The sequence below is a fragment of the Coleofasciculus sp. D1-CHI-01 genome (assembly GCF_040218875.1).
Lineage (GTDB): Bacteria > Cyanobacteriota > Cyanobacteriia > Cyanobacteriales > Coleofasciculaceae > Coleofasciculus.
Map to the genome: position 1 here is coordinate 1 of NZ_JAVJQP010000149.1, position 19,760 is coordinate 19,760.

Here is a 19,760-nt window from a genome sequence, read left to right on the forward strand (position 1 = left end):
TCTTTCGAGCCTCTAATCGTGGTGATGTGAAAGCAGTTCGCCGACTCCAGAAAACCTTGATGAAATCTTGGTCAGCAAGAGCATTGGCGGTTCGTAAGGTTACTCAGGATAACACTGGCAAAAAAACGGCTGGAGTGGATGGAGTAAAATCTTTGTCCCCACTCCAAGTCAGAATAAGTTGAAGATACATTACGAGGAAATCAGTAAGGTAATAGACGCCCAAAAAGCGGCTCCCCAGAGTGCAATAATAAAGCACCTGAACCCGATAATCCGTGGATGGGCTAACTATTACAGCACGGTAGTAAGCAAAGAGACTTACTCAAAATTAGACCACTATATGTATCTGAAACTCAGAACCTGGGCTAACCGAAGACATCCAAACAAGAATGCCAAATATGTGGTAGATACTCGTGAGGGACTCGTTGAGTTTAATTAAACCGTTGAATACCGCGTAGAGTCTCAGTTGGGTACAGACACCCGGATACTTCCCTAGTCCGGATTACCTCTAAAACCTTTTGTCGGGTTGTTGTTAAGCCAAGACATCTTAACTGAGATGGCGGTAAGGGACTCGCATAGGCTGGTGTTCTGGAGACACTAAGGCACAGGTTTCCGTTTCCGACAAAAATTGGAAACGTTTAGGGCAGTTTACTGCCAAAAAAGTCCAGTTGTTGCAGCGAAGTACGGGGTTAATCGTCGTGCCTTCAACTGAACTGTCAAATCTCCCCTTATTGAAAGGGTCGATTTGACCGCTATCCCTCTCCACCCTCCTGAGCCTGCGAAGGATCTGCTGAGGGTGGAGTCTCACGCGAATACGATGAACAGGGTGATTGTGTCTACAGGGCTTGAAAGCTGTTGCTTTTCGGGTAACTGTTGTATGGGTTGTGCCATCTGCTGCTTCCTTCGGTTTGATTGAGTGGCGCGTGAGGGTCACTGATCGATAAATGCTAGCCTGATCTAGAGAGTTTTAACCCATACCTGATCAATACCAACGGTTGCTCCGCATTGAGTTCACAAAATGCAATCGTTAAGCCGGGAAAACACATTTTTAGGGGCTTGTGATCCAAAACACGTTTAAGGTAGATCAGAGTCTCATCGAGGGCGTACTCTGGGTCAAAATACTGATGTGACTGTCTTGTAAGCAACACAGGAGGGCGATCACTTCTATTTCCGGATAGAAATGATGAAATTAGAACAGCAGATGCTATCAAAACAGTCAGTGCAACGAAAGGGGAGTTGTTATGCAAACATTAAAACAGGGGTTAGAGGAGTGCCATCTGATGGAAAGGTTGGCAGATCAACTAGAACTTGAGTGGCAACAGCGTTTAGCCAATGACTATCCAGGCTATTGCCCAGCGATCAGAACCAGCATTGTCCACTGGTTACTGGGAGAAAACCGGGAACGGTTAAACCACCTACTACCCGACAAACTCAAGATTGTCTGCCAAGCGATGGACTATCGCTATCGGATTTTACGTCAGCGCTATTTGGGGGTTACTCCAGAGCAAGCCTACCGCAATTTGACGAGTCGGTTAGCGAGTTTAATGACGTTACGGAATAAAATCCGGACGTGGGTGTCTCTGAGTCGCGATCGCCAACGCGCTGTGGTGGATGTCTTACAAGAGGTGATTCAGGAATTATTAAACAGCGATCGCTATATCCAAGGGCAGATTGGTTGGATTGCTCAATGTAGTGAAGATATTCATTTACGTGACGCCCTCTTACTCACAACCCTTGAAGAATATTGTATGCGTCCGATCCGCAATCAGCCGTTGGTTGTCTATCGATTTGTCAATTTTCTCAAGCGATCGGGACGCGGTGGAATGACGCATCTACCTGGCGGGGAAAATGTGCGATTTGTCTCAGAGTCGATTACCTCCGATGATACCGATGCTCCGGTGAGTTTATTAGATAATCAAGCGATCGCGGATTATCAAGAGACTCAAGGCTGGCAAGAGCAACAAGCGCTGCGTCTATCAGTACGCCAAGAATTTGAAACCTACCTCGACCAAAACGTTGGTGCCCAAGCCGCCCAATGGTTACGCCTGTATCTGCAAGGGAAATCTCAAGAGGAGATCGCTAAGACGTTAGGCTTGCCGATCCAAAAGGTTTATCGCTTGCGAGAAAAAATCAGTTACCATGCCATTCGCGTCTTTTCCCTCAAAGTTAAGCCGGAATTAGTCGCCAGTTGGTTAGAGGTATCCTTAAAAGAGCATAACTTAGGGTTAACCCCCGTACAGTGGCAAGACTATTGGCAAAGTCTCACCGACCAACAGCGCCAGTTGCTCCAACAATTGAGAACGGGTAAAACGCTCGATGTCATTGCCAAGGATCTAAATTGGAAGTATAACCAGGCACTGGGCGAATGGAGTAAGCTCTACTTAGCGGCTCAAGACATCCGTAGCTCTTCCTAGAACGTTGATCATTTGCAAATTCCGTGTCTTCCCTAACCAACGTTGTTAAAAATTGAAGTCGGGTTAACAGCTAAGCTTTTTGGCTAAGCTTTTTGCCAATCCCAAACCGGAAAGTCTATATCTTATGACTCCTGGGGCATCTGAACCGATTGATACTCAGGCTGGAGAAATTATTATGTTACCCTCACCACAGGACCCAGAACGAGCGGACACTCCTGTTCAGTCTAAATCATCCTCTCAAGCGTCAGAACTCTCTGGCGTGGATACTGAGCAAATGTTTCGGCTGATTGATAGTATTCTGCCTTTTGAAGCCTGTCTATTTCATCAATTCTTGCCCCTGTCTCTCGAAGGCAAGTACCTGAAGCTGGGTATAGTGGATACCCACGACTCCACGGCTCTTGATTATGTCCGTCGCATTCTGGCGTTTATGAACTGTTCGCTCAAAGTCGAACAGATTACCGCCAGCTCTCATACAGCGATTTTGTCTGCCTATTTAAATCAAGGTCATCGCGACACAGCACCGAAAAAGCAACGCTCTGAGCGCCAACAGTCCATTCCTCGGTCGGAACAAGCAACGCTAATTATTGATGATGCCAGTTTAGCTGAAGATGAGGTGAATCAGCCTGAGCCGTCAGCCCCTTCTCCTCAAGCGGCGGCACAGAAACACAACTCTACCCCAGTAGCGTCTCAACCGCAACCGAGTGATGCTGCCCATTTAACGGAGGATGAGACAACTGAACCCCAGCCATCAACCTCCTCCGCTAACGCAGCGACAACCGATAATCCTCCGCCGACAGCCTCTCAACCTCCAACCAGCCATGAGGTGAGCCAAACTGAAAATGAGGCGGTGCAGCCTGAGGAATCAAAAGCGGCGGCGAAAACTAATAATAATTCTTCGGCTAGGGAATCTAAACCGACACTGATTATCGATGATATCCGTCAACTCCAGGACGAATTAAACCAATCCTCTGATGTACCTAACCCAGAGGATAGCCAGCCATCAATAGCAACACCTCAACCGACGTCACAATCGTCTAATCACTCCCCAGCCCAACCACCGCATCCTTCTGGTAAGACGGTATCGGCTCAGACGGCGCTGACGCCAGTTTTCCAAAGGTCACTCCCGACTAAAGCTCTTCTACCCTTGGATGTAAACCCCCTCTATTTATCTCGTCCGATCGCGTTTTTGGCAACCTTAGCCCCCCATCAAATTGTGGAAGAGTTGTTAGGGCGGCTGTTGCAGGGGGGAATTGGTCGGCTGTATTTCCAGCGACAATCTGAGCGGGGTCGGGTTGTTTTGCGCCAGGATAGCTCTTCCCAGTCTGTCTTGGATAAATTAAGCGTATCTGTTTTTGAAGATATCATTATTGAGCTTAAGCGCTTAGTTGACCTGCCGTTGCAGCCCATTACCCAGCCCAAACAGATCGAAAGTGAGCGACTCTATCAGCAAGAATCCCTCCTATTGTGTTTGCGGCTAGTACCCGGTACTCATGGGGAAGAGGCAACGCTACAACTGTTGCGAGGAGCGCCTTTAAACTTCTATCAACAACAAAAGGTGGAACGATTGGGTCAGGATGCGATTAAACTCGCCGGACAACTCCAGCACAAGCTAAATGAAATCCGCGATCGCTCTTATCGCTATTCCATTCCTCCGGTGGATACACTACCAACCCTGAACCAACTCTTACACCATCTCGACACACAACTTGAAACCCTGATGCACAATCCCATGGATCAGCAGGACAATTGATGAAGTGTTGAGTCTGTAGGGGCGGATTTCGGAACTTTTGTTTTGCTATTGATAGTAGCTCCCCCTGCTCCCCCTGCTCCCCCTGCTCCCCCTGCTCCCCCTGCTCCCCCTGCTCCCCCTGCTCCCTCTGCTCCCCCTGCTCCCCCATCTCCCCCAATTTGTAACGACTTATGAAGAACTCTTACGAAAAATAGATGACATGTTTTATCAATTAGCGCTACGGTTAGGGGGAGACATTGGAGTAATTTCATGGGTAAATCATATAAAAAGAAACAAGTCAGCCCCTTCAAGCTAGAGGGACAGTTTGTCAAATTTCTGGGTAAAGCTGGCAAAAAACCCAAGTTGCTGTGGGTAAATACAGAAGCAGGTGAACGATATATCAATCTGGCTCAACCCTTACGGGAATCTCTACCTGAAATCCTCAAACCCGGAGATCCGATAGAAGTCTGTGGCAAACAGAAGTACAAACCCAAACGTGGGGAATTGAAACTCAAAGCCGAGCGGGTGACATTGAAAACCCCGTCAGCATCCCAGCAATATGAGAAACTTTTGCAACCGTCTCCCCAGAAAACCAAAGCCAGCGTCATGGTGTGTAAAAAGTCATCCTGTCGCAAGCGCGGTGCGGCAAAAGTCCATCAAGTGATGAATAACACCTTGCGCGATCGCAATCTTGATGACCAAGTAGCGATTAAAGACACAGGCTGTATGAAGCAGTGTAAAAAAGGTCCCTGTATGGTAGTGATGCCAGACAAAGCCCGGTACAATAAGGTGGCTCCCGAAGACGTACCGACGCTGGTGGACAAGCACTTTGGCAGTAAACTAAAGCCAGAGGCATGTTTATCCCAAAGCTCTACCGTTAGATGTGGAGGTTAATACTGGGGGATTGGGGGGTCAAGAATTCAGACAACCGAAAAAAATCTCTGATTCCCCTTGCTTTCTTAGTGTTGTTGCGAGTTAAACAAGGTGCATAATGAGAAATCTACCGCCACCCGATTCGGACTCCTCTCCACTCGGTTTGGAGGAATGGATTGGTATAATTATCGCCGTTATCACTATCGGTGGGATTTTGATTGGAGTATTGGGTCAACGGCAAAAGGGATTGAACCTACAGCAGTGGATTGGCTCACTCACCTCTGAACCAACAACGGAAGCACCAGAAGAGCCAAAAGTGACTTCTCCGATAGCTGAGGAGATTCCCACTCGCGAAACCCTCAGCAGCGCTCCTTTGGCAACAGACTCCCCTTCACCTTCTCCAGCCGTAGCTGCTGCACCCGAATCCATTGATGAAGATGAGGCATTTCCGGAAATAGCTAGAGCAGTTCCTCTTGCTCCGATTGTCTCAGCCCCAAGGACAGAAACAGCAGAAATACCCACGGAAACTCCGGAAGCAACACCGACACCAACCCCAACGGAAACGCCTGATGCAGCCGTGAAGTTTGCCGATGTTCCAGATGACTATTGGGCAAGTCCTTATATTACCGCTCTGGTGCAGCGGGATATTATGAGCGGCTTTCCAGAAGATAATACGTTTAAACCGAATAGTTCGATCACTCGGGCAGAATTTGCAGCGTTGTTAAGAAACGCTTTTGAGCAACAACCCACCTTAGAGACACCCAACTTTAAGGACGTATCTTCAGAGTTTTGGGCATGGTCTGCGATTCAGGAAACCAGCAAAACCAATTTTTTGCGTGGCTATCCTAATAATACCTTTCAACCCAAGCAACCGATTCCTAAGGTACAAGTTTTAGTGGCACTAGCGAGTGGATTGGGGTTAGAAGCAAATCAATCTCCTCAGGAGGTGTTACAAACCTATCAGGATTCAAATCAGATTCCAGAGTATGCGCGTGAAAAACTCAGTGCGGCGACAGAAGCGGGTATTGTGGTGAATTATCCGAATACTGAGTCTCTCAATCCGACTCAAGATGCAACTCGCGCTGAGGTAGCGGCGATGGTTTATCAGGCGTTAGTTGAAGCTGGAAAAGCAGACGCGGTAACGTCTGAGTATGTGGTTAATCCTTGATTGAGGATGTTAGCTTTTCGCGGGGAAGCCCCGCGCTTCGGCTTCGCTCAGTGTAGGGATGATGTCAGAAGCTTCTTTAGGTAATGGTTCCCCTTCTCCCTTGAAGGATACTGCTGGCGAATTGGAAAAACTTAACCCCCCAGCCCCCTTCCCACCTCTCCCATCCCCCTTTTTAAGGGGGAAGACAGCGGATGCGGGAGCTTTTTTTTGCACGGGAGATGGCAAAGGGAAAGTCAAGGAACAGATAATACTAATACTCTAGCGCGATCGCACTCTATCTCTACTATGTCTGAATCTGATCATACCCAACCCTTACCTCCCCTTGATCCCACTCTAGACGTTACTCAAAATCACTATTGGACGTATCATAATCTAGAGGCGCTACTCAGTTGCAAGCGTCCACTCACCGCCTCCCAAGACGAAGACTTATTTATTGCCGTTCATCAAATTTGTGAACTCGCGTTCCATCAAATGATTCTGGATATGGAGCGAGTTTTAGCTGCATTAGCGCAAGCGATTGCCGATAATACTGATCCGATTATCGGAGATACTAGCGAAGCCTGTTACTTTTTTCCCCGGATTCTGCACCTTTATGAAGTCGTATTGACAACCATGCCCATTCTCAAGACAATGCGGGCATTTGCCGAGTTTCGCACAACTATTGGTCCAACCAGTGGGTTTCAGTCGTTCCAGTTTCGCCATTTAGAAATTATGAGCGGGGTGCGAAACTATTGGCAAGGAGGAACTAAAGACACCCAGGGCAATCCTCACATTGCTGAAACCGAGTTTGACCGCCGCTATGGTAATGATATTGCCCAATGGTTTGAGCGCTATCATAATCATAATCTCGCCTATTATTACGACACCCTACTGCAACGAAGTCCTGGAAACACGACAGCGGAACAGATTTCCTATCTCTTGAATCATCCTCATGCCAGTCCAGTTTTAAAGAATATGCGGACTTACGATAATTTACAAATCCGCTTTCATCAATTCCATCTATCACTGGCTGTACAACAACTTAAACTTGTAGGTGTAGAGATAGGAACTGGGGGGACATCATTCCGGGATTATTTGGCAAAATACCATAAACAGCAAGCGCCACTTTTTCCCGGATTAACTCAATTTGAGTAAGCTTTTGTCTTCACTATTGCCTATTGCCTATTGCCTGGCGCGTAGCGCTATATTACTCCCTTTTGCTAGAATACTATTCTTCTAAGGTGTCCTCTTTCTGTTCACACTCCTCATCATCATTTTCTTCACATTCCTGTTGCGCTTCGTATTCCTTGAGCAATTGCGCCACTCGCTCTTGAATCTGCAAATGTCGGGCGACGCCTTCGTAGGTATAACGGTTGTAGCCATTGCGCTCAATGAGGGTTTCAATATTGCTAATCCGTTCCTCTGTATTCGGGTGAGTAGACAGCCATGCAAATAAGGGGCGATCGCGGTCTTCTTCGTTTAACGTAATCATGAGATTATGCAGTCCATCCGCTGCATAACCACCAGCGACTAAAATCTTTGTTCCCAACGCATCAGCCTGACGTTCCATGTCTCGGCTATAGTCGAGAACAATTAAATTTGTAGCGGTGCGACCAAAGGGAATATATTGGGTAACATTGGCAATCAAATTCCCCTCCGTCACTAACTGAAAACCATGGGATAATACCGCATGAGCCAGTTCATGAGCCAATAACCCCGCCAACTCCGCCTCAGATTCCGTTTTCAGAATCGCGCCAGCATTGACAAATATCTTTCCACCTGGTAAAGCAAAGGCATTCAGTTGGTCATCCATGACCACATAAAACTGATACTCAAACTCATCCCGCCCCGCTACGATCGCGAGTTTGTTGCCAATTTCCCGGACATACTCCAGCACCTGTTCATCTTCAACCATGGGGAGTTGCTTTTGTACTCTTCCGGCGAAGCTTTCACCCACGGCGGATTCACCCCGTAGCATTAACGTGGTGGTTTCAATTGCCGAAATCGGACCAAAGAGATTTCCGGTAAAAATATAACCCAACGCCCCCGTAATCACATTCGCGATCGCGTTTCCTCTCAGTTCACCCCGCAAGCGCGATCGATAGCGTTCTAAATTCTCCTCCGCCAACACCTCAAATTCCGCTGCTTGGGGATGATTGAAGTTGAGCATGGCAAACTGGCGGGCGGCTAAGGAGGCTTCTAACCAACGTTCGGTGTCGGCTAGGGCGGTAACTTTGGCTTTAATTAAATCCGGCTGATTGGGATATAAGGTTGTCGCCCTCTCCAATACCTGAATCGCCTCCTCTTGGCGATCGTACTCCTGGAGGGTTTGAGCATAGCGCAAATGACCAGGGATAAATTCTGGTTGCTGTTCGACTAAAAACTGGAGGGGGACAAGAATCTTGGTTTCTAGTTCCTGTTCTAACCCTTCCTCAGACTGACGCCAATACACTGCACCCGCAGGTGAGAGTTCAGTCGGCTCATAGATAGCGACGGGTTTCTCTAGGGCTACTTCCGTGTCAAAAGAGGCTTTGGCTTCCCGATAAAGCTGTTGGGCGGCGGTAAATTGACCGCTCATGTAAAGGCGATCGGCTTCAATCAGCTTCTGTTGACGTTCCCTTTCTTCGGGCGTCAGTTCTGGGATTTCGGCGGTAGTTTCGGTGTCTTCTTCTGGATCAGTCGAGTCGTCGTTGGCGGTTTCTGAGGTTTCTGTTGTCTCGACTTCAGTCGAGTCTTCGGCGGTAGTTTCGGTGTCTTCTTCTGTATCAGCGGAGTCGTCGCTGGTGGTTTCTGAGGTTTCTGTCGTCTCGACTTCGATAGAGTCTTCGGCGGTAGTTTCGCTGTCGTCTTCTACATCAGCCGAGTCATCGCTGACGGTTTCTGGGATTTCTATTGTCTCGACTTCGGTCGAGTCTTCAACTGTGGATGGGGGAGATTGAGTCGTGAACTCTGGTGGGGTGTCATCAGAGGGGGTTGAGGGAATTGAAGTGGGTACAGCCTCTGGAATGACGATAGTTTTTGGCGTTTCCGAGGAATCCTCAGCGAGGATAACTGAAGGGGAAGCGGCTGAGGGAGTCTCTGGAATCGCGATCGCTTCGGTTCTGTTTGCGGGTAATTGGTGTTCAACTGCGATTTGTTCAGGTAATCCCATCTGCATCGGGTGATGCAGTGGATCTGGCGTCTGAACGGTTGGCTCAATCTGGGAATCTGAAACGGTGAGATTTTGACTAGAACGAATGGATTCAGGGGTTTTCGCAGACTCGGCTAAAACGATAGAGGTTGAAGTTGGCAATAGGATGCCTAAGGAGAGTAGAAGGGAATTCCAGAGCAGTTTCATCAGCCGATCTCCAGGGATTGCTCGGTTGGGTGTGATGGTAACAATGAGGTAGTGCGCTAGTTGGCTCTACCTAATTAATTAGGGTAGCTCAGTTCGGGCTCAATGAGGGTTAACCTTCTAGATGACTCTGGCGAAGAGGCTTGGTTCCACTGAGGTTGGGAGTGTAACGAAGAAGCGCGATCGCGGTTTGTCTGCTCTGGGGCGAGTCAACCTCAGTAATTGGTTGCTCTATTTCCAGTAATCCAGTGATTCGCTCCTACATTCCATTCAATACTTTTTGTATTTGTAACTCTCCAATCAAGGATTACCGATCATTAGCGCTAAAGTATTGGCGCAATAGGAACATCCGTAAACTGAAGTATTTGACACAATCAGTACCTGTAAATTGAAACTATATTGTTGATCTAACCATTTATAAAAAACTCTGTCGAAATAATAATACAAAGTCGTTATTTCTCTAATGCTCTTGCCATATCTATAAATCCGAGGCTATCCTTGTGAATAGAAAAAAATTAACCAAACTTGGTATCCAAGAGTAAACATGGATATTTTGTCTTTCCCTTTGGCAAGTCTGAGGGGTGAAAATGAATGGGAAACAAATCCATTGACAGCGATTTTAAGACGAGCAAAACTCTTTATTGCCATTTTCCGTGCAGATAACCCGAGATTGATTTACCTCATTCAGGCTTTTCTGAGAAGAGCGAATCTGAGTGGCGCAGATCTGAGAAAAGCCAATTTCAGTAAAGTCAGTCTATTTGAAGCTCAACTTATTAAAACAAATCTCAGTCAAGCACATTTTAATGGAGCTACGTTCAGAAGAGCCGATCTAACTCAAGCCAATCTGAGTCAAGCTCATCTCAAAGCTACGGATTTTTATGACACCAGACTTATAGAAGTAAATTTAAGTAAAGCTAACCTAATTAAAGCAAATTTGACTAAAGCTCAACTCAATTTAGCTAACTTTAATCAAGCTAATCTCCGTCATGCAAAACTCATTGACGCCAAACTTGTAGGAGCTGATTTTAGTCAAGCTTGCCTTGAAAACGTTAATTTTGGCATGGCGGATTTGATTGGTGCAAACTTGAGTCGTGCAAATCTCAGTGGCGCTAGTTTTTTTAGAGCTAACCTCAGCGAAGCTAACCTCAAGGGCGCTAATTTGAAAGGAGTAGATTTTAGAGGCGCTGAACTCTGTGGTGCAAATCTTAGTGGTGCCAATCTCAGTGACGCTAACCTGTCTAAAGCCGATCTCAGTGGCGCGAATCTCACTGGTGCGAATCTCACTGGTGCCAAATTAATCAGGACTCAAGCCTTAGCTACTAACTTTGAAGAAGTAACGCTAACCGGATCATGCATTGAAGACTGGAATATTAATGGAGAAACAAACTTAAATTGCACGACTTGCCCTTATATTTATTTAAAGGAACATCAACAAGATCGTCGTCCCCATGTCGGTGAATTTGCACCAGGAGAATTTACTCAACTTTTCCAGAAAGCCCTAGAAACCGTTGACTTGATTTTCCGTGATGGGGTCAACTGGAAATCTTTTGCTTATTCATTGGCGAACACCCAGGTAATTCATGAAGATGTACCCCTGAGTATTCAAAGTATTGAAAATAAAGGAGACGGAACGGTTTTGATCAAGGTTGGTGTTACGGCTAATACAGATAAAGGGAAGATTTACGACGACTTTTGGAGTAAATATGAATTGGTACAGGAAGCGCTAGAAAAACAATATCAAGCTAGAATAGCAGACAAAAATGAACATATTAATCAACTTTTCAATTTAGTGAATTGCTTACAAGAGCAACTGGGAAATATTCCAAAACTCATGGGAAAATCTACCACAAATCAATACGATTTCTACAGTCCTGTCACAAGTGTTGGTAATAAGGGCGCACAGGGAAATTTAGCGACAGAGAATAAAGGTTGTCAAAAAAACAGGCAAGACAACTATGTCCGAGGGTCCTAGTTAAGTATCACCGAAGCCGCCTAGTTTTTTATTACCGATAGAAGCGGCACAGCCAAATACAGATTTTGAATTAACTACCGACAAGAATAACTTTTACAGCTCATGTCAGACTCTAGAAAACAAATCAACATTCACGCTCCTGCAGTCAGCATTGCTAATGAAGGAACACAGGGTATTATAACGGGAAAAAATTCAGGAAGCCAAAACAGTATCATCAATAACAACTATGCATCCGAACAAAGACAAATTATCGCTGACGCCGCACAGGAAATTCAAGCCCTACTTGAACAGCTTGACAAGTCTTATGACATCAACACCAACACAGGAAAGATGGCATTAACACTTGAAGCCATGGAACACATTGAAAACAATCCCACACTAGCTAAGCGAATTCTCAGTGCTTTAGCAACAGGTAGTGTTAAAGCCTTTGAACAGTTCCTCAATCATCCTGCTGCAAGCTTTGTTGTTGGAGCATTAGAGGATTGGGAAAAAACGAAGGGACATCCAATAACATAGTAGTTGGTGTTTCGCTTGTGTCTTGGGGGTGAAGCTCATACTGTCCCAGATAGTAGAGACGTTGTCGACAACGTCTCTACTCGTGGAATCTACTGATTTTTATTTTCTGGCAAATTATCCTGTCCGTAATTCCACGGTATTTTCTTGAGAGAAGCTCGACAATCTTAAAAAAAATTTGATTAAATAGAACAAAAATAATCCAGATAATCAATGGGCAATCTTATGCAATCACAGGCAGCTTCCTCCCCCAATAGTCGCCCTTGGTATGAAAAAGAGGACGGTACTTGTACTATTTTGGAGCCAACCCTCGTTGACATTGGAGCCAATCAACCGCCTCACCTGATGTTCCCAGTCCACTGGGCTAAATCCCTGGAAATTTTGCCTAAAGCGAAACAGATAGCAGACGAACACCAAGCCATGTTAGTTTTACTGCTCCATGGAGAGGCATCAAACAGTGAAATTATGTCGCTAGTCTTACAATTAGCCGAGACTCAAGTTCTACCGTTATGGATTGGCGAGCAAAATCGCCGGAAAGTGGATCAAATTATTTCCATGTTGTCCAACCAGCTTCAAGGAAATTCTAACCGGGCACAGGGGAATACCAGTCCGTCTTAAACGGTTCGGCATTTAAACCTTAATGTCAATCATGGCGAAATCCTTGTATGTAGTGCGAGCATCTTGCTCGCTACTAAAAATATTGCTCGCTACTAAAAATATTTCTCCCTACTAAAAATATTGCTCGCTACTAAAAATCTTTCTCCCTACTAAAAATCTTTCTCCCTACTAATATCCAATTGAAATGCATGACAGCTTAACCGAAAGTAGCTCACTTGCCAAGACGTTGAATTCTTGGCGATTAACTCAAACAAGCGATAAAATCGGTGTCAAGACATTAACGAATCCCTAAGAAATCTTTTCCACCGACCAATTTTTAATCACGCGCAGTTGGGTTGGGTGTGCTGTGCCTGAGGAATCGGGTGTATGCTCCTGGGCTTGTATTGCCTTGTTGAGAAATTCCATTTGCTCCTTAATCTGTTGGAATTGACCTTGCAGTTTTTCCAAGTCTGAGGAAGTGAGTGCAGGGGTCACATTCTGCGGTTCGCTTGGGGCTTTTTTGGACGCATAAGCCATGTAGCTTTGGGCGGAAGCAAACTTGGCGGCGGCGGATTGCACGGTGGCTGGAGTAGAACTCTCAGAGGGCGTCGTCGCGAGTGAAGTATTAATTACAAAGGGAGGAGATGACGGTGCAGGTGCTGGTTTGACCTCTGGCTGGGGAGTCGGTGCAGGTGCTGGTTGAGTCACTTGGGGTAGTGACAATGCAGGTTCCGGTTGACTCTGTTCAGGTGCGGGTTCTGATTCGGATTGAGCTGGCTGCTCCTCTGGAGACGCCTGGACTCCGGTTTGGAGTTCTTCATCCAAAAAGGAGGTTAAGCCAGAGGCGGTTAGTCGAGATTCTTCGGCTTTGAGAGACTCTAATAATTCGTCTCGTTCTTTCAAGTTTTGCTCCAAACTGGAGAGTTGTGCTTCCGTCTGTGCAGATTTACGGGCAGACTGACGCCAACCGGTTATGGCAATGCTAGAGGCTCCTGCTGTCAAGCCGAGTACAGCCACTAAACCCAGGTAAGGCATAGCCACATTAGGATCTCGGAGTTCCCCATGAAATATAGGTTCGTCTTGGAGTTGAATGGTGACTGGCTGATCCCCAAAGATAGCCAGAGGTAAGGTCAAGACACCAAATACGGCGGTCGAGATAACGGCAGGTGTAATTAAGAATCGTTGTAGTGGAGAGCCCGTCATAATTTGTAGTTCCTAGTGACAATTTCCAGTGTTCGTCGTACTGTACTGTTAATGACTATTAAACGTTGGCGAGAGAAATTCCAACTGGCAGGAGGACTTCAAGGAGGACTGTTTTAAGGTTAATCTTTGTGACAAAAAATGTCCATATAGTTTTATAAAGTTACGATTAAGAATCCGAGGATAAGTCCGTATTTTTACGTAAACTTTATAAACCTATAATCTCTTTACAATTAAAGTTCAAAGAGAGAAAATATTACTAAGACGAGGGAACATCAGATAGAGACTTCGGGTCAAACTCGACAGGGTGAGGAACAGTCTTGACCCCAACCAACCAAGCTCTCCCCTGTTCTGACAATTTTTGGCTCATTTCTTAACCCTAAGCCAGTTGGCTATGCCCCCTAGTGCAGCGGGCATAAAAAACTTGAGCAGCTTCGCAGATACGATGAAGCCGGGGGAGCCGGGGGAGCAATGTAGAGACGTAGCATGCTACGTCTGGGAGCTGGGGGAGATGTTAGCTGTTGGCGTTATTTCTGCCTGCTTGCACTAGACTTTATCTAGAATACTTAGTAGACAGGAGAGCGATCGCTTGGGAGCGTCGATTGGGATTACAACGCCCAAAAATTGCCAAGTCGGGATTGCAATTGTTACCGTTTCTGATTCGGATATCCACACCACTATGTTTAACATTTTCCAAGACCTACTCTTACCCATTCGCCATATCCCATCCTTGATGCTACGCCGGATGGAAAATCCTTTGACTGAAGACAAACAGAAGGCAGGTAGATGGCAGAAGATGCCAAAGGCAAAAGCTGGGGCGCGATCGCCCCTAAGCAAGGATTTGTCGCCCCCACTGCAAAACAATAGCCAGGAACGAAGGCGAAAACTCCGGGGCTTACGCCGAGGGATTTGTTTCCTCTTAGCCTTCCTTTTATCACTGGTGATGGGCGTCGATTGGGCAACAGATTTACCCGTGGCGGCGACGAACAATCCGATCATTACCGTTACCTTTCCCCTTTCGACCGAGGGAGCAAAAATTGTGGATGCGACAGGTAAACCTGTCATTCTGCGAGGCGTAAACTGGTTTGGTATTGAAACCGAAATGCACGCCCCTCACGGGTTGTGGAAACGGGATTATAAGCAGATGTTGGCTCAGATTAAAGCATTGGGATACAACATGATCCGACTTCCTTATGCCGTAAAATCCCTGAGAGCTCCAGAGGTGACTGGGATTGATTATAGTATCGGTGCAAATGCTGAACTAGAAGGCAAATCGCCCCTACAGGTGATGGATATGATTATCCAAGAAGCCGATCGCCAAGGGTTAATGATTCTGTTGGACTCGCACCGACTCAACGATGAACGGATTCCCGAATTGTGGTATGGTGATGGCTTCACTGAAGCCGATTGGATTGACACCTGGAAAGTGTTAGCCAGACGCTACAAAAATCAATTAAACGTGATTGGGGCTGACCTGAAAAACGAACCCCATGGTCGCGCCAGTTGGGGAACTGGGGATTTGGAAACCGATTGGCGACTGGCGGCGGAACGGGCTGGGAATGCGATTCTGGAGATTAATCCGGATTGGTTAATGGTGGTTGAAGGGGTAGAAAATAACGTTCCCGGTCAACAACTGGATATTCATTGGATGGGCGCGAATCTAGAGGGCGTGGAACGCTTCCCAGTACGATTGTCCCGTCCTAATAAAGTGGTCTATTCTCCCCATGAATATGGTCCGGGCGTCTTTGATCAACCCTGGTTTTCTGAACCCAGTTTTCCCCAAAATCTCACCCGACGCTGGGAAATCGGCTGGAATTATATTGCCAGAAAAGGAATCGCCCCCGTCTTTATCGGGGAGTTTGGCGGACGACAAGTTGATTCCCAATCCAAGGAAGGCGTTTGGCAACAGAAACTGGTTAATTTTGTCCAGAAAGAGGATTTGGGTTTTGCCTACTGGAGTTGGAATCCCAATAGTGATGATACCGGAGGACTGCTCAAAGATGACTGGCTGACGGTGCAGGAACCGAAGCAAGATTTACTGCAAGGAGTCCTAATTGCCACTCGATTTGCCCACAAACCCGCCATGGCGTTCATTCCTGATATTAAACCTAGTCCATCCCTAGGGATGAATCCCACCCTCAAACCCCGTCCCCGTCAACCGGAATTAAAAGTCACCTCAACGATGCGATCAGATTGGCAAGATGGGTTTTGTCTGAGTATCGAGGTGATCAATCCCACGGATCAGGCGGTGAGGGATTGGCAAGTGCAGTTCCAGATGAATCAGGCGACAATTAGTCAGACCTGGAATGGGAACTTTAAAGCCCAGGGTTCAGAGTATGTCGGGAAACCCGTGGACTGGGGACGTGCGATCGCACCCGGAAAAAGCCGCGAGTTAGGATTTTGCGCCAATAAGCAGGGTTCGGATTACCAACTGCGAGAACTATCAGCCGTGGCGATTAGGAGTGACGCTGAGTTTCCTCCCTCCGTCAGGATTCCCACCACTCCACCGCAATTGAAAGTCATGTCTAATCTACAATCGGATTGGCAAGAGGGATTTTGCATGAGTTTAGCGGTTATTAATCCCACGGATAACAAAGTGCGCGATTGGCAAGTGCAATTTCAGATGAATCAAGCGGCGATTAATCAGAGTTGGAATGGGAATTTTCAACAGAAAGGATCAGAATATATTGTCACGCCGATGGATTGGGGACGGGTTATTGAACCGGGACAAAAGCATGATTTGGGATTTTGTGCGAATAAGCAAGGTTCCGACTACCAGCCTCAGCAACTGATGGCGTCGAGTCGATAATCGGATATCAAGCCCCTAGTGCAAGACGGCAGAAATAACGCCAGCAGCTAATATCTCCCCCAGCTACCCCTGCTCCCTCTGCTTCCCCTGCTCCCCCTGCTCCCTCTGCTCCCCCTGCTCCCTCTGCTTCCCCTGCTCCCCCTGCTACCCCTGCTACCCCTGCTTCCCCTGCTTCCCTAGCTATCTTTTATGGGGTTCCTGACGAATAATGCTGTACCGTAAGCTGCTTCTATGTGTCTGGGGGGCTGAATGGCAACCTGAAGCTGACGTTGGCGAATCGCTGTCCATGTCGTATTTTTAGCACCTCCTCCCGCCGTATAGACACAGGTGAGGGGAGTCGCACCGAGTTGTTGTAATAGTTGATAGCCTCGTGCTTCAATACGGGCAATGCTTTCGAGTAAACCGTGGAGAAATTCTACAGGGTTGGCAGGTTGAGGTTCTAATTTGGGAGACAGATGAGGATCATTGATGGGAAAGCGATCGCCTCTTTTTAATAATGGATAATAATCTAGGGGACTTTCTTGCTCAGGGTTGATTTGATGGCTAAGTTCTTCAAGTTCTTCATCGCTGAAAAATTGTCGCAGTACAGCACCTCCGGTATTCGATGCACCTCCGGTTAACCATAAGTTTCCCAGTCGGTGAGAATAAATTCCGTAACTCGCATCCTCGACGCGGGTATGACTCAATAACTTCAGGACTAATGTAGAACCCAGAGAGGTGACGGCTTCACCGGGATGCTTGGCACCACTGGCGAGAAATGCAGCAATACTATCTGTTGTACCCGTACAAACCTGACAGTCTGGGTGTAATCCTAACCGGGACGCGATCTCTGGAGTGACTTCACCGACTGGCGTTCCCGGAGCTAGGACTTGGGGTAATATTGGTGTGAGTGGGAGTTGTTTCATCCAAGTGGGATACTCTAGTTTTTCTGGGTCGTATCCCAGCTTTAAGGCATTGTGATAGTCGCTAATTCCGAGCTTACCGTGTAATAAAAAGGCTAACCAGTCGGCTTGATGGAGGAAGTAATAATTTTCCAGAGTGCCTGGTGTATGGTGAGTTAACCACAAGAGTTTCGCCAGACTCGAAGTGGCACTGAGAACCACGGAATTAGCTGGAGCAATCTGCTTTAATTGTTCCATCACCTCTATCCCTCGCCCATCATTATAGAGAAGTGGTTCAGTAATTGGAGTACCTTCGCGATCGCACAGCAGTACAGTCGCTGATGTCCCATCAATGGCGATACGAGTAATATCCTGTCGAATCGATGCCGGAATTTGTTCAATTAGCCGATACAGAGTGTTTTGCCAAATTGCCGTTAATTCAGCCAGGGGAGTCGCCGCAAACGCCCATTGCGCTTCGGATTGAATGGCACCTGTGGCGTCAATCACTATGGCTCGTGCGCCAGATGTACCGAAATCGATCCCAAGGTAAAGGATTCTAGAATCCGCCATAAGCTTAAACCAGGGCGATTGAAATCGCAGCTAGACAAACAAAGTCCGCCTGCGCGGACTGGGTTATAATACCAAATCCGCCTTTGTCACCCCCCTTTATCCCTTGGCTGCTATTCCCCACATCCCACACCCCATTCTGCACCCATAAAGGGGGTAGTTAACCCGGATTTAGTATTATCGGTTTATGGCTCTCATGTTATCGATAAAACCCGCCCCTACACTTCTATATTTTTTCTGCATATTCTGGTGAGCTAGATTGAAAGGAGAATCTAAATCTCGAATAACCTGATGAAAAAACCATTCGTCTTAGGCGCTGCCTGCTTACTGATTACCGGATGGGGAATAACGTCGCCATCTCCCTCTGTCAATGCTCAAACACCATTGATTGAAACCATTCCTGACTCCGCCGAAAGTGCGACTGAAGCGAAATCAACCATAGTCTTACTTGATCCAGGCGTTCAACCTCGGCAAATTTTGCGGTTTAAACCCGCCGCCAACACCAAGCAAACCACAGTCCTGACGATGAATATGGACATGACAGGGGCGGTGGATGGTCAGGTTATGCCTGATGTCAATATGCCTGCTATGCAGATGACGATTGAGTCAGAGGTGACTCAGGTTGAGGCGAATGGGGATACTCATATTAAAGTGACTTACACGGATGTGGATGTAGTCTCGGATACAACTGCTCCGCCGGAACTGATTCAAAACCTGCGATCGCAACTGCAACAACTCCAAGATGTAACCATTGAGTTTGTGATTAATCAGCAGGGAATCACCAAAGATGTGGACGTATCGTTACCGGCGGATCTTGATCCCAACCTCCAACAACTTCTACAGCAAATGTTGAGTTCCTTAGAGCAATTATCAGCAGCACCGTTTCCCAAAGCAGCAGTGGGAGTGGGCGCAACCTGGCAAGTCTCTAGCGCTGTACCTGTTTCTGGGTTGCCATTGGATCAGGTTCAAGTTTTATATGAGGTGGAAGATATTAAGGAAGATCAGGTGACGCTGAAGATGAGTATGCAACAGCAATCTCAAGAATCGAGCCAAATGAATCTTCCCGGAACGCCTCCCGGTGTGAATTTTCAGATTCAGTCTTTTGCTATGCAAAGCGCGGGAACAATGACCATCGGGTTTGATCGGATCATGCCGCTTCAGGGAATGATGTCTACACTGTCTAACATGGAGTTTCTGGTTACAGAACCGGAGAGTGAGCAAGAAAGGCTGATGCGGATGAGTTCATCTACACAAATAGAGATGGATTCTCAATAAGCGGTTTTTCGTGAGAGCCTTTCATGAAAGCGATTACCACAACTCCTAGCAAGATCCCCGACAACTCCTACGAAGTCGGGGATATGTAGAACGTAATCGCGAAAGGTTAAAGCCGCCTCAAAGCGGTTAAGACGTAAAAGACCACCTAATAGGAACAAAAAAGTTTTGGGATCGAGACGATGGAAAAAGGAACGCAAACGCATCTCTAAACTTCAGAGCAAGATAGCCCGACAACGGGAAGATTGGCTGCACAAAGTAACCAGTGATATAGTGAGCGGCAATAGCCTAATCGGTGGTGAGCAGTTAAACGTCAAGGGTATGACTCGGAAGGCAAAGAAGGGTAAGCGTCAGAAACAGAAAGCCGGATTAAATCGGTCTATTCTTGACGTTGGGTTTGGTATAGTCGGTGATTTATTAACCTACAAATCGGCTGAGGCAGGTGGGTTTTATGT

General features: G+C 46.8%; 15 protein-coding genes and 2 pseudogenes. 13 read left to right on the forward strand and 4 right to left on the reverse strand.

All coding sequences use genetic code 11. The annotated features are described in order from the left end of the window. From RIB93_RS26100 to RIB93_RS26115, 4 genes and pseudogenes are all read left to right on the forward strand, one after another. A pseudogene (locus tag RIB93_RS26100) lies at positions 1 to 167 on the forward strand (reverse transcriptase N-terminal domain-containing protein); the annotation flags it as partial. Positions 168 to 178: 11 nt separating this feature from the next. After that, complete coding sequence (locus RIB93_RS26105; protein WP_446377141.1) at positions 179 to 436, forward strand: group II intron maturase-specific domain-containing protein; 258 nt, start codon at positions 179 to 181, stop codon at positions 434 to 436. An 802-nt stretch (positions 437 to 1,238) separates the two neighbouring features. Then, positions 1,239 to 2,411: a HetZ-related protein 2 gene (locus tag RIB93_RS26110; RefSeq protein ID WP_446377143.1), complete on the forward strand. Its 1,173-nt coding sequence runs from the start codon at positions 1,239 to 1,241 to the stop codon at positions 2,409 to 2,411. 79 nt (positions 2,412 to 2,490) lie between these two features. After that, on the forward strand, positions 2,491 to 4,161 hold the full coding sequence (locus RIB93_RS26115; protein ID WP_446377145.1) for a hypothetical protein: 1,671 nt from the start codon (positions 2,491 to 2,493) through the stop codon (positions 4,159 to 4,161). Here the strand turns inward: RIB93_RS26115 and RIB93_RS26120 are convergent. Next, a complete protein-coding gene (locus RIB93_RS26120; RefSeq protein WP_446377147.1) occupies positions 4,146 to 4,412 on the reverse strand; it encodes a hypothetical protein in 267 nt (88 codons plus the stop codon). The two genes, RIB93_RS26115 and RIB93_RS26120, sit on opposite strands and share 16 nt — an antisense overlap. On the opposite strand from RIB93_RS26120, the gene RIB93_RS26125 reads away from it, so the two are divergent. The 3 genes from RIB93_RS26125 (at position 4,411) to RIB93_RS26135 (ending at position 7,315) form a co-directional block, all read left to right on the forward strand. Then, positions 4,411 to 5,034: a (2Fe-2S) ferredoxin domain-containing protein gene (locus RIB93_RS26125; protein WP_446377149.1), complete on the forward strand. Its 624-nt coding sequence runs from the start codon at positions 4,411 to 4,413 to the stop codon at positions 5,032 to 5,034. The two genes, RIB93_RS26120 and RIB93_RS26125, sit on opposite strands and share 2 nt — an antisense overlap. A gap of 97 nt (positions 5,035 to 5,131) precedes the next feature. Next, a complete protein-coding gene (locus tag RIB93_RS26130; RefSeq protein WP_446377151.1) occupies positions 5,132 to 6,181 on the forward strand; it encodes an S-layer homology domain-containing protein in 1,050 nt (349 codons plus the stop codon). Positions 6,182 to 6,466: 285 nt separating this feature from the next. Beyond that, positions 6,467 to 7,315, forward strand: a complete 849-nt coding sequence (locus tag RIB93_RS26135; protein WP_446377153.1) for a tryptophan 2,3-dioxygenase family protein — start codon at positions 6,467 to 6,469, stop codon at positions 7,313 to 7,315. Between the two features lie 73 nt (positions 7,316 to 7,388). On the opposite strand, the gene RIB93_RS26140 is transcribed toward RIB93_RS26135, so the two are convergent. Then, positions 7,389 to 9,497 carry a M48 family metalloprotease gene (locus RIB93_RS26140; RefSeq protein ID WP_446377155.1) on the reverse strand — a complete coding sequence of 703 codons (2,109 nt, stop codon included), beginning with the start codon at positions 9,495 to 9,497 and terminating at the stop codon, positions 7,389 to 7,391. A 541-nt stretch (positions 9,498 to 10,038) separates the two neighbouring features. Between RIB93_RS26140 and RIB93_RS26145 the strand changes: the two genes are divergently transcribed. The 3 genes from RIB93_RS26145 (at position 10,039) to RIB93_RS26155 (ending at position 12,597) form a co-directional block, all read left to right on the forward strand. Then, on the forward strand, positions 10,039 to 11,466 hold the full coding sequence (locus RIB93_RS26145) for a pentapeptide repeat-containing protein (RefSeq protein WP_446377157.1): 1,428 nt from the start codon (positions 10,039 to 10,041) through the stop codon (positions 11,464 to 11,466). A 102-nt stretch (positions 11,467 to 11,568) separates the two neighbouring features. Next, positions 11,569 to 11,982: a hypothetical protein gene (locus RIB93_RS26150; protein ID WP_446377159.1), complete on the forward strand. Its 414-nt coding sequence runs from the start codon at positions 11,569 to 11,571 to the stop codon at positions 11,980 to 11,982. 222 nt (positions 11,983 to 12,204) lie between these two features. After that, complete coding sequence (locus RIB93_RS26155) at positions 12,205 to 12,597, forward strand: hypothetical protein (RefSeq protein WP_446377161.1); 393 nt, start codon at positions 12,205 to 12,207, stop codon at positions 12,595 to 12,597. Positions 12,598 to 12,885: 288 nt separating this feature from the next. On the opposite strand, the gene RIB93_RS26160 is transcribed toward RIB93_RS26155, so the two are convergent. After that, complete coding sequence (locus tag RIB93_RS26160; protein WP_446377163.1) at positions 12,886 to 13,779, reverse strand: hypothetical protein; 894 nt, start codon at positions 13,777 to 13,779, stop codon at positions 12,886 to 12,888. A 940-nt stretch (positions 13,780 to 14,719) separates the two neighbouring features. Here RIB93_RS26160 and RIB93_RS26165 point away from each other — a divergent pair. Beyond that, positions 14,720 to 16,585, forward strand: a complete 1,866-nt coding sequence (locus RIB93_RS26165) for a cellulase family glycosylhydrolase (RefSeq protein ID WP_446377168.1) — start codon at positions 14,720 to 14,722, stop codon at positions 16,583 to 16,585. Positions 16,586 to 16,761: 176 nt separating this feature from the next. Here the strand turns inward: RIB93_RS26165 and RIB93_RS26170 are convergent, their stop codons facing one another. Beyond that, positions 16,762 to 18,036, reverse strand: a complete 1,275-nt coding sequence (locus tag RIB93_RS26170; RefSeq protein WP_446377165.1) for an FGGY-family carbohydrate kinase — start codon at positions 18,034 to 18,036, stop codon at positions 16,762 to 16,764. Positions 18,037 to 18,324: 288 nt separating this feature from the next. Here RIB93_RS26170 and RIB93_RS26175 point away from each other — a divergent pair, with 288 nt between their 5' ends. Next, the gene (locus RIB93_RS26175; protein ID WP_446377166.1) at positions 18,325 to 19,308 is read left to right on the forward strand and encodes a hypothetical protein; all 984 of its coding nucleotides are present in this window, start codon (positions 18,325 to 18,327) and stop codon (positions 19,306 to 19,308) included. A 99-nt stretch (positions 19,309 to 19,407) separates the two neighbouring features. Next, positions 19,408 to 19,760: pseudogene (locus RIB93_RS26180) on the forward strand (transposase); the annotation flags it as partial.